The sequence below is a fragment of the Planococcus sp. NCCP-2050 genome (assembly GCF_023708025.1).
GTDB lineage: Bacteria > Bacillota > Bacilli > Bacillales_A > Planococcaceae > Planococcus.
This window is the reverse complement of record NZ_BRCX01000001.1, coordinates 1,423,184-1,436,209: the sequence shown is the minus strand read 5'-3', so window position 1 is coordinate 1,436,209 and position 13,026 is coordinate 1,423,184. Positions and strand designations below refer to the sequence as shown.

General features: G+C 43.7%; 13 protein-coding genes. 8 read left to right on the top strand and 5 right to left on the bottom strand.

Annotation, left to right across the window (positions count from 1 at the left end):
• Positions 1 to 88 precede the first annotated feature (88 nt).
• From NFU07_RS07075 to NFU07_RS07060, 4 genes are all read left to right on the top strand, one after another.
• Complete coding sequence (locus tag NFU07_RS07075) at positions 89 to 655, top strand: 3D domain-containing protein (protein ID WP_251476197.1); 567 nt, start codon at positions 89 to 91, stop codon at positions 653 to 655.
• A 270-nt stretch (positions 656 to 925) separates the two neighbouring features.
• On the top strand, positions 926 to 2,452 hold the full coding sequence (locus NFU07_RS07070) for a phytoene desaturase family protein (RefSeq protein WP_251476195.1): 1,527 nt from the start codon (positions 926 to 928) through the stop codon (positions 2,450 to 2,452).
• Positions 2,449 to 3,906 carry a phytoene desaturase family protein gene (locus tag NFU07_RS07065; RefSeq protein WP_251476192.1) on the top strand — a complete coding sequence of 486 codons (1,458 nt, stop codon included), beginning with the start codon at positions 2,449 to 2,451 and terminating at the stop codon, positions 3,904 to 3,906. The genes NFU07_RS07070 and NFU07_RS07065 overlap by 4 nt, the downstream gene beginning before the upstream one ends.
• Complete coding sequence (locus NFU07_RS07060; protein WP_251476190.1) at positions 3,906 to 4,736, top strand: phytoene/squalene synthase family protein; 831 nt, start codon at positions 3,906 to 3,908, stop codon at positions 4,734 to 4,736. Before NFU07_RS07065 ends, NFU07_RS07060 begins: the two co-directional genes overlap by 1 nt.
• A 61-nt stretch (positions 4,737 to 4,797) precedes the next feature.
• On the opposite strand, the gene NFU07_RS07055 is transcribed toward NFU07_RS07060, so the two are convergent.
• From NFU07_RS07055 to NFU07_RS07040, 4 genes are read right to left on the bottom strand one after another with little or no spacing between them, the layout of a single operon-like run.
• Positions 4,798 to 6,273: a phytoene desaturase family protein gene (locus NFU07_RS07055; protein WP_251476189.1), complete on the bottom strand. Its 1,476-nt coding sequence runs from the start codon at positions 6,271 to 6,273 to the stop codon at positions 4,798 to 4,800.
• The gene (locus NFU07_RS07050) at positions 6,270 to 7,373 is read right to left on the bottom strand and encodes a glycosyltransferase family 2 protein (protein WP_251476187.1); all 1,104 of its coding nucleotides are present in this window, start codon (positions 7,371 to 7,373) and stop codon (positions 6,270 to 6,272) included. The genes NFU07_RS07055 and NFU07_RS07050 overlap by 4 nt, the downstream gene beginning before the upstream one ends.
• A complete protein-coding gene (locus tag NFU07_RS07045; RefSeq protein WP_251476185.1) occupies positions 7,373 to 8,050 on the bottom strand; it encodes a lysophospholipid acyltransferase family protein in 678 nt (225 codons plus the stop codon). The genes NFU07_RS07050 and NFU07_RS07045 overlap by 1 nt, the downstream gene beginning before the upstream one ends.
• A complete protein-coding gene (locus NFU07_RS07040; protein WP_251477144.1) occupies positions 8,047 to 8,805 on the bottom strand; it encodes a carotenoid biosynthesis protein in 759 nt (252 codons plus the stop codon). Before NFU07_RS07040 ends, NFU07_RS07045 begins: the two co-directional genes overlap by 4 nt.
• Positions 8,806 to 9,278: 473 nt before the next feature.
• Between NFU07_RS07040 and NFU07_RS07035 the strand changes: the two genes are divergently transcribed.
• From NFU07_RS07035 to NFU07_RS07020, 4 genes are all read left to right on the top strand, one after another.
• Positions 9,279 to 10,121 carry a MurR/RpiR family transcriptional regulator gene (locus NFU07_RS07035; RefSeq protein ID WP_251476183.1) on the top strand — a complete coding sequence of 281 codons (843 nt, stop codon included), beginning with the start codon at positions 9,279 to 9,281 and terminating at the stop codon, positions 10,119 to 10,121.
• 71 nt (positions 10,122 to 10,192) lie between these two features.
• Positions 10,193 to 11,035 carry a transporter substrate-binding domain-containing protein gene (locus NFU07_RS07030; RefSeq protein WP_251476181.1) on the top strand — a complete coding sequence of 281 codons (843 nt, stop codon included), beginning with the start codon at positions 10,193 to 10,195 and terminating at the stop codon, positions 11,033 to 11,035.
• Between the two features lie 20 nt (positions 11,036 to 11,055).
• On the top strand, positions 11,056 to 11,721 hold the full coding sequence (locus NFU07_RS07025; RefSeq protein WP_235197335.1) for an amino acid ABC transporter permease: 666 nt from the start codon (positions 11,056 to 11,058) through the stop codon (positions 11,719 to 11,721).
• 14 nt (positions 11,722 to 11,735) lie between these two features.
• Positions 11,736 to 12,458, top strand: a complete 723-nt coding sequence (locus NFU07_RS07020) for an amino acid ABC transporter ATP-binding protein (RefSeq protein ID WP_251476180.1) — start codon at positions 11,736 to 11,738, stop codon at positions 12,456 to 12,458.
• 48 nt (positions 12,459 to 12,506) lie between these two features.
• Here NFU07_RS07020 and NFU07_RS07015 read toward each other — a convergent pair whose 3' ends face one another.
• The gene (locus NFU07_RS07015; protein ID WP_251476178.1) at positions 12,507 to 12,923 is read right to left on the bottom strand and encodes a hypothetical protein; all 417 of its coding nucleotides are present in this window, start codon (positions 12,921 to 12,923) and stop codon (positions 12,507 to 12,509) included.
• Positions 12,924 to 13,026 lie beyond the last annotated feature (103 nt).

The following is a 13,026-nucleotide window of genomic DNA, read 5'->3' as shown; positions in this document are numbered from 1 at the left end:
TAATAAAGTGACCTACGGAATGTTACACGATTGTAATGTTTACATGCTATTTTGGTTGTACTGCTAAAACAAAGAAGGAGAGAACAACTTGAAAAAACTACTTATAGTATTAAGTTTTGCACTAGTTTTGTTCCTTGGCATGTCACTTGAGAGCTCAGCAGCATCATCTACCTATACAGTTAAAAGTGGAGACACATTATATAAAATAGCAAAAACACAAAAGGTATCGGTTTCAAATTTAAAGTCATGGAATAATTTGAAGTCCAATACGATTCATCCGAAACAAAAGCTTAAACTTGTAAAGTCTACAGCAAAAACTGCATCTAAAACAAAAACGCCTTCGCGTTCTACTTCAGGTTCAGTGGTCAAAGAATTCACAGTTTCTGCATCTGCTTATACAGCATCGTGCAAAGGCTGCTCAGGAATTACAAGAACCGGATTGAACTTAAAGAAAAACCCAGGCCTTAAAGTCATTGCAGTAGATCCGAAAGTGATCAAGCTTGGCACGAAAGTCTATGTTGAAGGCTATGGCTACGCTGTTGCTGGAGACACTGGCGGAGCGATTAAAGGCAAGAAAATTGATGTCTTCATCCCATCGAAAAGCAAAGCCCTTAAATGGGGACGCAAAAACGTAAAAATTAAAATTCTTAAGTAATTGAATAACTAATAAAAGCGCTGATTCAATCTTTAATTGATTGAATCAGCGCTTTTTTGTATCTTTTTGGAAAGTGTATTGTTTATTTGTTTTTAAGGATGGGAAAGAGGGAAAGTTAGAATTGATTAGTAAATAGGGAGAATGGAAAATAAATTATTTTTCAGAATTTAAAAAGCTTATTTCTAGTTTTTTTTCATTCTACGTCGTATAGTATTTGTATAATAAAAATATAATTTAAACAGGACATTTGAAGCGGAATGGGGTCATATAATGAGAGAACGTATAGCAGTAGTGGGAGCTGGGCCTGGCGGATTAGCGGCAGCCATGCTCTTGGCTGCCAAGGGTTACCAAGTGGACGTCTATGAAAAAAATGATAAAGTCGGGGGGCGCAATGCCGAATTAAAGTTGGGTGAATTCACTTTTGACACGGGACCGACTTTTTTAAGCATGCTCCATATCGTTGAAGAATTATTCGAGGCTTCCGGGCGCAAGCTGAGCGATTACATGAATGCAATTGAACTGGATCCGATGTATGAACTGGTGTTTGAAGACCAGAATTTAATCATGACACGGAACCATAAAGAAATGAGAGCGCAAATTGACGAGAATTTCAAAGGTAACGGAGAAGGCTACGAACGGTTTATGAAAGAAACCGGAAAAAAATTAGAGGTGTTATCACCGATCCTCCAATCGCGAATGGATAAATTCATCCATATGATGCAGCCGAAAGTGATTAAAGCGTTGCCGGAACTTGAAGTCAATAAAACGCTTTATCAAGTCCTATCACGCTATTTTAAAGACGAACGCCTCAAGATGGCTTTCGCGTTCCAATCTAAATATCTGGGCATGTCTCCATGGGAATGTCCGGGCGCTTTTTCAATTCTTTCTTATATGGAACATGCTTATGGCATCTACCATCCGATTGGCGGCGTTAACCAGCTTTCTCAGGCAATGGCCAAAGTTGTTGAAGAATTAGGTGGAACGATTCATACAGGCCGCGGAGTCAAAAACCTATGGATCGAGAAACGGGCTGTGAAAGGGCTGGATCTTGAAGATGGAACACGCATCGAAGCGGATGAAGTCGTAATCAACGGAGATTTTGCCCATGTCATGAACCATCTGGTAGAGCCTGGCATCCTTAAAAAATATACACCGGAAAAACTGGAGAAGAAAAAATATTCTTGTTCAACATTTATGATTTATCTGGGGCTAGATAAGAAATACGATTTGTCACACCATACAATCGTCTTCTCAAAAGATTACAAGAAAAATGTAGAGGAAATAACGAATTCACGCATTCTTTCTGAAGATCCTTCAATTTATATCCAAAATGCCAGTGTGACAGATCCGACGCTTGCACCGGAAGGAAAATCGGCTTTATATATTCTAGCTCCTGTTCCGAATAATTTCAGCGACATCGGTTGGGAAAATGAGCAGGAAGCTTTCCGTGACCTTGTGTTGGATATTATAGAAGAAAAAACGCAATTCAAAGGTCTGCGCGACCATATTGAAGTGGAAAAACTGCTCACTCCTTTTGGTTGGGAACAAGACTATTCGGTTTATAAAGGTGCCACGTTCAACTTAGGACACCAATTAACTCAGATGATGGTTTTCCGCCCGCACAATAAATTTGAGGAATTGGATAATTGCTGGTTGGTCGGCGGCGGCACTCATCCCGGAAGCGGTCTTCCGACTATTCTTGAATCTGCCCGCATTTCGACCAATGGTATTTTGGAACAGCATGGAAGAAAAACACTTCCTGTTTCTCCGCTTCCTGCATTGGAGGGGTTCGCATGAACGTCGCAATTATCGGCGGAGGCGTCGGAGGATTGATGGGCGCCTTATACCTGACACAACAAGGATATGACGTCACCATCTATGAAAAAGACAGCCAATTAGGCGGACGCCTTCGCTTCGTCGAAAAAGACGGCTACCGAATAGATGAAGGGCCGACCATCGTCCTTCTTCCTGAAATGTTTCAGGAATTATTAGGCGAAGCGGGAATATCGAAACAGCGATACGAACTGCTGCTTTGCGACCCTCTCTATACCATTCGTTTCCCGGACGGAAAAGTCTACACGAAATACCCGGATATTCAAAGGCAAGCCGAAGAAGTGGAACGCACGTTTCCTGGGGAAAAAGAAGGTTTTCTGCGTTTTATGACAGAAGGCCGGGAACGCTTTGAAATTGGCAAGTCTGCCTTCCTTGAACATTCTTTTGTAAAGAAATCGGATTTCTGGACGCCGGGCAATGTCAAAAATCTTTTAAAGCTGAAACCGCAGCAATCTGTAAAAAAACTGATGTCCAATTATTTTCGGGATGAGCGGCTTCAATTAGCTTATACGCTGCAGGCACTTTATATTGGTGGAGATCCGTTTAATGCTCCGGCTATGTATTCGCTTGTGCCGTTCAGTGAACATGAACATGGCGTGCATTATTTAAAAGGCGGTTATGGAAGCCTGATTCCGCTATTGGAAAGTGAATTAAGGAGCCGTCCGAATCTCAAGATACATACGGACCATCCTGTGGAGAATATAGTTGTGGAACAGGATAAAGTAAAAGGAATCGAAACAAAAGAAGGATTTAAGGGCTATGATGCCGTAATCTATAATGGAGACTTCCCATCAATTGGAGAAGTATTGCCGCAAGCGAAAAAAAGGGAATTTACACCTTCCTCAGGTTGCGTCCTGCTTTATTTTGGTTTAGACCGTGTTTATGAAAATGCGAACGTCCATCAATTCTTCATTGGAAAAAGTTACAGCGACCATATGAAACACGTATTTTCAGATAAAAAACTGCCTGACGATCCGGCTTTCTACACATTCCATCCATCCATTATCGATGATTCTTTGGCGCCGGAAGGCAAAGGCGTCATGTACGTATTGATTCCTGTCCCTGCAGGTACGGATATTCAATGGGCAGAGGAAAAAGAATGGATTGACGGCGTCATTGATCGCATGGAAGAATTGGCATTTCCGGATTTCACAGAAGCTGTGGAATGGATGGAAGTGCGTACGCCTACTGAAGCTGAAGCTTTTGGACTGTTTCAGGGAGGCAGTTTTGGAATCGGGCCGACATTGTTTCAATCCGGGGTTTTCCGTCCGCAAGTCAAGCCTTTTAAAACACAGGGGCTATACGCAGTCGGGGCTTCAGTTCATCCAGGCGGCGGCATTCCGATTGTCATGCAAGGAGCAAAACTACTCGCTGAACAAGTCCAACGTGATTTAACGAGTGAAGGGAGCGGTTCATAATGGATTTAAAAGATGCCTATCTTTATTGTGAAGAAGTGATTGCAGCAAACTCCAAAAGCTTTTACCGAACATTTTCTTTATTGCCCAAAGCTAAGAAGAAAGCAGTTTGGGGAGTGTATACATTTTGCCGGACTGTCGATGATATCGTAGATGAAGGGGATAATCCGGCAGTGGAGCTGGAAAACTTCGAGCAGGAGTTTAACGAATTCCTGCAAGGCAATTTTGATTCGGAAAATCCGATGTGGATCGCTTTAGCAGATGTATTTGAACGATATGACATGGAAGCAGAGCCATTCCATGCCTTGATCAAAGGACAGGAAATGGATTTGACCATTAAACGCTATTATACCGTAGAAGACTTATTGACTTACAGCTATCACGTAGCCAGCACGGTCGGCTTGATGCTTTTGCCAATTCTTGCGCCTAACAAAATCCAGGTGCTTCGCGAAGGGGCGATTGCCCTTGGGCACGCGATGCAAATCACGAATATTTTACGGGATATCGGGGAAGATTTGAAGATTGGCCGAATTTATCTTCCAGCCGAAGTGATGAAGAAAAACGGCTTTGCCGAAGAGGAGCTGTATTCAGGGACTGTCAGCCCTGAATTTATCGCGATGTGGGAAGAAATGGCCGAGCTTGCTGAACATTATTACCGTTCTGCTTTCGAAACCATTCATGAGTATCCGATGGATGCCAGAATTCCTGTGAAAGGGGCAGGACTCGTCTATAAAGAAATCCTATCCACAATCCGTGCGAAAAACTACAATGTCTTCAATGAAAAACATTTTGTGCCGGATGAATCTAAAAAAGCGATTCTGGCTTGCCTATAATCAGTCGGCGCGATGAATGAAAAAGACGACGGGAAATGATTCATTTCCCGTCGTCTTTTTTTTACCGGTATTTTTTGATGATGCGCTTGGCTAAATTCTGGCCGCTCATCGTCACCATCGGGGACCCGCCGCCAGGATGTGTGCTGCCGCCGATGAAATAGAGGTCTTTGATGTCACTGCTGGCATTTGAAGGTCGCAGGAAAGCGTCTTTTTTCCGGTGCGAAGACGGGCCATACAAAGCGCCTTGGTACGCCCCGAATTTTTCCTGGATAAAGGAAGAGGTAAAAACCTTGTCCTCGATCAGCGAGCTCCTGATATCAATTCCGTATTGGTCCAAGTAATCGTAGATTTTTTCTTTATACTGCTCCGGCTCAATTTGAAGTTTTCCATTTTCATCAAGTGCCGGCGCGTTGACCAGGATGAATAGATTATCGCCATCAGGCGACACCGACGGGTCAGTATAGGAAGAGTTGCTGATATAGATGGTCGGCTCTTCGCTGTAGTCTTTTAGCGCAAACAATTCATGGAATTCTTTTTCGTAATCGCTTGAGAAAAAAACATTGTGATGCTTTAAGCCGTCTAAATGTTTATTCAGCGCAGCTGTGATGACAAAAGCAGAGATAGAAGGTTCGAATCGGCTGATTTTAGCATCCGTAAAGGATGGTCGATGTTCTTCGCTGACCAGCTGGGGGAAAGCCGATAGGAGATCTCCATTTAAAATCACAAGATCCGCTTCCAGTTGTGAACCATCTGCCAATTCGACGCCCACTGCTTTTTTATCTTTTATCAGGATTTTTGAAACCTCTGTATTTTTTCGTAAAACTGCGCCTTGCTTCTCGGCAACTGCTGCAAAACCATTGGCAATTGACACGTTTCCTCCTTTTGCATAAAAAACTCCCTGCACCAATTCAAGATAAGCAATCATGGAAAATGTGGCCGGCGCTTTAAAAGGAGACGAACCGATATAAGTTGCGTACCGATCAAGCGCTTGGACAAACTGCGGATTTGTAAAATAGCGTGAAAAGAAATGATGCATATTTTCCAATGGCCGCACTTTTAATAGGGACTTCCCTAAAGAAGGCGAAAGGTAATCGGTCCAGGATTGGAAGATGGAAGGGAAGAAATAACGTTCGGACATATCATATAGACGGCTGACTTCTTTGATGAAATCAGGATAGTTGCTGGCATCTCTTTCGGCAAAAGGCTGCAGCTGGCGAACCATTTCGCTGGCATCTGAGCTGAAATCGATTTGTGTGCCATCCGGAAAATGATTTCGTGTGTGCATTTTCACTGGCAGCAGTTCGAAGTGATTATCAGCCGACTCGCCGGTTTGTTCGATGATGTTTTGAAAGACTTGAGGCATAGTGATGGTATTAGGGCCGAAATCGAAATGATGGCTGCCTAATTTTACGGGCATGAGTTTTCCCCCGTAATGGCTATTTTTTTCGATCAATTGAACCTTGAATCCGGCATGGGCAAGCGTGACTGCGGCAGACAAGCCGCCGAGCCCGGCACCGATGATGATTACATCTTTCATGAATATTGCCTGCCTTTCCATGAATAGGTCTTCTTTCGCCAAGATTTCCACATGGCTGTGAGCAATACCGCAATCATTGCTGCGGCTTGAAAAGGCATGGGGAATGCGAGAAGAACGCGCTGCTGTGTTTTGATAAGGACGTAGCCTTGCTGCAGCACTGTCAGCAAATAAGGAAGAACGAAAAGGAATTCGCCTTTAAACAAACCGAAAACAGCTAAAAATAGAGGAGCAATGTAAAACAGCGTATAGAAAAGAGTCAAACCGCAAGCGATCAGCGGTGATCTGCCGATTCCGGTATAGCTATTTTTAAGAAAGCCTTCCCACACTTCGCTGTTCTTTTCGTACATTCGGCACCAGACCGATTTGGTGATATTCGCCAACAGCATTTTATGGCCGGACGCTTTGATTTTTCTGGCGATATGTACGTCTTCTACAAGTGAGCCGCGCACAGCAGCGTGGCCGCCGATCTCGTCGTAAGTTTTCCTTTCGAACATCATCCACATTCCGTTTGCGGCAGTGGCTGCCGGCATTTTCGTATAATTGGCTAATGCAATCGGCAAGTGGAAAAACACCACAAAATGAAGCATCGGCACCATTAATTTACTGAGCAGCGGCGGCACATCGAATGCAGGAAAGCCGGAAAGCAAAGCTGCGTTTTTTTGTTTCATAAGGGAAAGGGTTTGTCCGACGCTGGAAGGAAGGAAGCGGATGTCGGCATCGGCAAACAATAAATAGTCGCCGTGCGCCGCTTGCTGCAGCTGATGGCAGGCATGCACTTTTCCTACCCAGCCATCCGGCAATTCTTTTCCTTGGATGATTTTAAAGCGGGTATCACCAGCGATTTCCTGCTCCAATAATTCCTGCGTCCGGTCAGTGGACTGGTCGTTCAGCACAATCATTTCCAGATGGGGATAGCTCAGCGCTTTCATCGAAGAAATGATTGTCTCTACATTCCGTTCTTCGTTGCGCATCGGGACCAAAACCGAAATGGCGGGTGTTTCCTTGTTGGAAAATGAAACCGGTAAGGCTGGAAGGAAAAAACTGTTGAAGATGGTCCAAAGCAAAAAACAGGAGAGAAGCATAATATAGATGCTGAGCATCACGATTTCCTCCTTTTTCGGAGTTCTTGAAAGGCCTCCGTCTGTTCAGCCACAACAAATTCTTTTAATTCATCCAGATGCTCTGTGCAGAAAGTTTCCAAAAAAGCGGTTTTCTCTTTTCTTTTCTCGCCCGGGATGTCTCGGTAGTAAAAATCCTTCTTTTGGTCGATCCACACTTCCGGTTTCCGCTCATGCCGGAACGAATAGTAAAGGCTGATAGGGATGATCGGAATATCTGGGCAGCGCTCCAGCAGATAGATGACGCCGTTATGAAAAGCCAGCGGACGGCTTTCTTGGTGAAATTCATCGCCTTGCGGGAATAAGACCACCGATTTCCCATCCTTTAATAATTGTTCCGTATATTCAAGTGATGCCATAATGTCTTTCGGCTTTTTCCGGTTGATTGAAAAAGCGCCGAGAAAACGGAAATAAGGATAGCGCGTCAGTCCGCTTTCGTGCATCATCATATGGATATCATGCTTCCAAAGTTGTTTATTCAGATAAAAGAAAATCAATCCGTCCCACCAGGAACTGTGATTGGCGATGAAGATAACGGGCTTTTTGGACGGAGCTTCGATGCCCCGTCCAAAAAGATTGGAAAAAGAAGAGCGGAGCAAAGGCTTCAAATAAGAATCGAAGGCAAGCTCAAATGATTTTTTCTTTTTCGCTTTAATCATGAAATCCTCCTTCTCCAAGCCGTTACTGAGAAAATCACGGTTAATACAGTAGTCAACCCTGCTGCGAGCCAAAGTTTTCCTAATAAGGCAAGCATCACGAACATGGCAATCATCAATACATAAAGCAAAGCCATGCGCTTTTCCGGTACTTCAGAATAGACTGCCAATGATTTCCGCTTCATCAGCCAATCGATCAGCATATGTAAGAGGAACGCTACGACAAACCAGCCAAAGAAATTGGTCCAAGGAATATCATAGTAAAAGCCGGTGTCTTCCCAAATCCAGTAGCCTTTAATGAGATAAGCGACAGGGTCAATGATCAAGTCCATAATAACAGCGCCGATTCCGCCGATAATTGCATAAAATACGCCGCCTGAAGGGTAAATCCAGCGTGCCAGTACATGGGTGGTCGCCATAACCATCAGCCAGGCGAAACCGATGGCAATCGGGACGCCGAAAACATTCGGTGCAAATTTCTCCGTGTAATCATAGGAACCGAACAGAAAACCGACGCCAGCTCCCATTCCTTCGACTACAAAAGTGAAAATGAATATGACAGCACCTAAAACACTCCCCGTAATGGACCCAAATCTTTTCAGGAAATAAAGAAAACCTAAGGTGCCTGAAAGAATTAAGAAGAAAGCATTGGCCCACTCGAGCCAGGCAGGCAAGATATCAAATCCTAATAAGATGATGCCGATGCTGTACCAAAATAAAAACAATCGAAAGATCCAATCTTCCAAAGCCAAACTCATCACTCCGATACAATAGTTATACAACGAGTATAAGACATTCTCAGAAAAATAGCGTCAATCACACTCTATTTTCTCCATACCCTTCTTTTATAGAAATACTTCTCCCACTTTGACTTTCTCTTTTTCCTCAATTTATAAAATCATTTACAGGAATTTGAAATAGCGTTTAGAAATTGAAAGACTAGGGAATGATTTTTCTAAGTCTCCGAAATCCTGCATTTTTCTCTATTCCCCTTTTATTTTTTAAAAGATTTTGTAGCTCGATTTACATAACCGGATTTGGTCCGTAATACGTAAGGAATACACTTCTATCGCAGATATGAGCAAACATGAAACAAAAGTTTGTCATATTTTCTAATTATTTATGATTATTTCATTAAGAAGAATTTTCAGAGAATGGTTGCAGGATATCCTGCATAATAGTATGCTTAATTTGTGGTATTGAGTAAGTTCTTGTTTTGGGGGCGTAGAATATGCAGGATTTACTGCGAATGGTTTCGGATTCTTATAAAGATTTTAGTTCCGGGCAAAAAAAGGTAGGAGATTTGTTTTTTCAAGAACCAATTTTTCTTGCATTTTCATCCGCTCTCGAAGTAGGAAGGAGAGTAAATGTCAGTGAATCGACAGTGATTCGATGGACACAAAAATTGGGATACAAAGGCTATGCAGAATTTCAGCAGATTGTTCAGCGGAAATTGGCACAGGAGCGCATTGAGAAAGTGGAAGAAGAGCAGCCGGAACCATTGGCTGATCAATCTTTTCTGGAAAACCTGTTGGATGCGGATATTTCAAGCATCGTCAAACTGAAGAAATCGATGGATGAGGACAAACTGCTCTACGTAGTCGATCGAATCAGCCAGGCGAAGAATATTTGTGTAACAGGAAATTTCTTTGATTTCGGATTGATCCATTGGTTTACCGAATGGCTCAATATGTCGCTTGGGAAAGCGGAAATGCTGATGCCGGACAATAGTCAGAGTTACAGCAAGCTAGCGAAAGTAGTGAAAGGCGACTTAGTCATTGCTTTTGCCTTTCCGCGGTACACAAAGCAGCTGGATGGATTGCTGCGCACTGCCAAAGGCAAAGAGGCTGAAATCATCATTCTAACGGATTCCACGGAATCTCCAGCGATGCAATATGCCGATACTTCCCTAATTGTGACAGTCACTTCCAATTTGAACATCGATTCCTATACAGCCGTCCATGCTTTGTTGACGTCGATTATGCGTTTTGTTTACGTGAAGGACCATGCTAAAGTCCGGGACAATTTGACAAAAGTGGAAGCTGTATATCGGGACAATGACATTTTTTATTAGAACATGCTCATGACCGGCAATTCCCAAACGGCTAAGCCGATTTGGACACTTATAAAAAAGGGGAGATTACTTTGAAAAAGAAATTATCATTTTTAGGGGTTATTTTATCAGCTGGAATGCTTATGGCAGCATGCGGAGGATCCGATGATTCTTCAGATTCTTCAAATTCATCAAGTTCTGAAGGCAGCGGAGACAGCGGATTGAATCTATTGGAAGAAGGTAAATTCACGACAGCTGCAAGTGGACTTTATAAACCATTCAACTATGAAGAAGGCGGCCAATTAACGGGCTTTGACATTGAAATCGGAGCTGCGCTGGCAGAAGAGATGGGGCTTGAGCATAATCCGGTAACGAACCCTTTTGAAACGATCATCCAAGGATTGATCGGCAATAAATTCGATGCGATTATCGGTTCGATGGCGATTACAGATGAACGTTCTGAAACTGTCGCATTCTCAGATCCGTACTACTTGTCCGGCGGTAAAATCTGGGTTGCTGAAGATAACACCGATATCACAGAAGCAGCTGATTTAGAAGGCAAGAAAATCGGCATCGTTGCCCAAACAACATACGAGCCTGCTGCAAAAGAATATACAGATGATATCCAGTACTACAATAGTGATGTTGTGGCTTTGCAGGATTTAGTGCCTGGTCGAGTAGATGCTGTCATCACGGCGGATGTTGTCGGATTTGAAGCACAGAACGCCGGCCTTGAAATCAAGGACATCGGTGAAAACCTATGGATTGAAGAAGCGGCAATCGCTGTACGCAAAGAAGATAAAGAATTATTGGATGAAGTCAACAGAGCTTTGGATGCAATCGTCGAGAATGGAACATATGCAGAGATTTCCGAAAAATGGTTCGGCACTAACCTTCTCGAAGTAGAGACAGAAGGAATTGAAGTTCTGCGCTAAACTGAGAGAGGGGAATCGCCATGGAGACACTTCGTACGATATTCGATATTTTTATGACCACCTATCCAGGATTTTTAGAAGCCGTAGTCATCACGCTTGAACTCACAGCCATTTCAGTTGTACTCGGCACAGTGCTGGGACTGTTCTTTGCACTGATGAAAATATCGAATTCCAAAATCCTTCAAGGTATCGCAAATCTATACATCACCATTATCAGGGGAACTCCATTGCTGGTGCAGATCATGTTCCTGTATTTCGGGATTACGCAGCTGATCATCTTGGATAATTTCTGGGCAGGGGCCATTGCACTTGGTGTCCATAACGGGGCCTATATTGCCGAGATTTTCCGCGGCGCTATCCAAGGAATCGATTCGGGACAAACAGAAGCCAGCCGGGCTCTTGGAATGACGAACAACCAGGCGATGCGGAGAATTGTTTTTCCGCAAGCGCTTCGGCGTTCAATTCCGCCGCTTGGCAACCAGTTCATCATCACATTGAAAGATTCGTCCCTTGTGTGGATGATCGGCGTAGCTGAACTGTTCTCAGTAGCCAATCGTTCCGCGGCAAGTTCTTTTAAACAGTTCGAGACCTTCATCGTTGTCGGTTTCTATTATTTAGTATTGGTCATGATTTTCACATACATTGTCAGATGGTATGAAAACAGACTGGATGTAGACAAAGCATAAAGGTGGGACAAATCATGATTATCGGAGAAAACATCCATAAATCCTTCGGAGACCTGGAAGTGTTGAAAGGCATCGATCTGCAAGTGAAGCCGCAGGAAGTAGTCGTTCTTGTCGGTGTCAGTGGATCAGGGAAAAGTACGCTTCTGCGCTGCTTCAACTTCCTGGAAGAGATGAATAGCGGGAAAATTACGATCGATGGCCACACCATTAACCCGAAAAAAGATAAACTTGCGAATATCCGTGCGGAAGTCGGCATGGTATTCCAGCATTTCAACCTTTTTCCTCATAAAACCGTATTGGAAAATGTGATTGAAGCACCAATCATCGTCAAAAAAATGGATAAAGAAAAAGCAAAGCAGCTGGGACGCGGACTGCTTGAAAAAGTAGGGCTTGCGGATAAAGCGGAAGTCTATCCAAGCAAACTTTCCGGTGGACAGAAGCAGCGGGTCGCTATCGCCCGTGCTTTGGCTATGGAACCGAAAGTGCTGTTGTTTGATGAGCCAACTTCGGCATTGGATCCTGAACTTGTGGGTGAAGTGCTGCAAGTTATGAAGCAGCTCGCTGAGGAAGGCATGACGATGGTCGTCGTCACCCATGAGATGAAGTTTGCAAAAGAAGTGGCAGACCGAGTCATCATGTTGGATAAAGGCGTCATCATTGAAGATGCAGATCCAAAGACATTCTTTGAAAATCCCAAAAATGAACGGACGCGTCAGTTTATCCAATTGGTTGAGTAAAAAACATAAAAAAGATGAATTCCGCAACAATCGGAATTCATCTTTTTTTTATTCGGCAACTTCGATAATCGATGCAGAGACAAGCGGCATGCCTTCTTCCGCATCGCCTTCAAAGATGCCTTGGATGGTGACTGAATCACCCGCTTCAACCGTTGTCTCAGCGATGTTCCGTACGAAAATCTCTTCCTCTCCGTTGCTCATGATAAAAGCGGGGAAGGCGCCGTCATCGGTTAGTTCTTCGGCGGTTCCTGAAAGAGATACCGGGTCTCCTTCCTCAGTGCTCCCGTCCATCAGCGCTGAAAATTCAATCGGTTCTGCTTCATCAACTGCTTCAGGTGCTGTAGGATCTAACTCACCTTCCGGGGCGGCCACTTCTGTTTGGGCACCGTCCGCCGGTTCGGGATCTTCGTTTCCGCAAGCGCCAAGCAATAAAAGAAAAGCGAAAGGAATTATCATTTTTTTCATGCGAATCACTCCTGTATAGTAGAAAAATTGTCTTATAGGAGATATACCCGTTGTGATGGCGACCTTAAACGGTGAAACGCCTGTATTGATTTGTTCTGGATAG

Excerpts from the sequence above, each read along its gene's own strand:
- NFU07_RS07065 (WP_251476192.1), top strand. The coding sequence starts at position 2,449 with ATGAACGTCGCAATTATCGGCGGAGGCGTCGGAGGATTGATGGGCGCC.
- NFU07_RS07040 (WP_251477144.1), bottom strand. The coding sequence starts at position 8,805 with ATGAGTTTGGCTTTGGAAGATTGGATCTTTCGATTGTTTTTATTTTGG.
- NFU07_RS07055 (WP_251476189.1), bottom strand. The coding sequence starts at position 6,273 with ATGAAAGATGTAATCATCATCGGTGCCGGGCTCGGCGGCTTGTCTGCC.
- NFU07_RS07070 (WP_251476195.1), top strand. The coding sequence starts at position 926 with ATGAGAGAACGTATAGCAGTAGTGGGAGCTGGGCCTGGCGGATTAGCG.
- NFU07_RS07060 (WP_251476190.1), top strand. The coding sequence starts at position 3,906 with ATGGATTTAAAAGATGCCTATCTTTATTGTGAAGAAGTGATTGCAGCA.
- NFU07_RS07045 (WP_251476185.1), bottom strand. The coding sequence starts at position 8,050 with ATGATTAAAGCGAAAAAGAAAAAATCATTTGAGCTTGCCTTCGATTCT.
- NFU07_RS07025 (WP_235197335.1), top strand. The coding sequence starts at position 11,056 with ATGGAGACACTTCGTACGATATTCGATATTTTTATGACCACCTATCCA.
- NFU07_RS07020 (WP_251476180.1), top strand. The coding sequence starts at position 11,736 with ATGATTATCGGAGAAAACATCCATAAATCCTTCGGAGACCTGGAAGTG.
- NFU07_RS07050 (WP_251476187.1), bottom strand. The coding sequence starts at position 7,373 with ATGCTCAGCATCTATATTATGCTTCTCTCCTGTTTTTTGCTTTGGACC.
- NFU07_RS07035 (WP_251476183.1), top strand. The coding sequence starts at position 9,279 with ATGCAGGATTTACTGCGAATGGTTTCGGATTCTTATAAAGATTTTAGT.
- NFU07_RS07015 (WP_251476178.1), bottom strand. The coding sequence starts at position 12,923 with ATGAAAAAAATGATAATTCCTTTCGCTTTTCTTTTATTGCTTGGCGCT.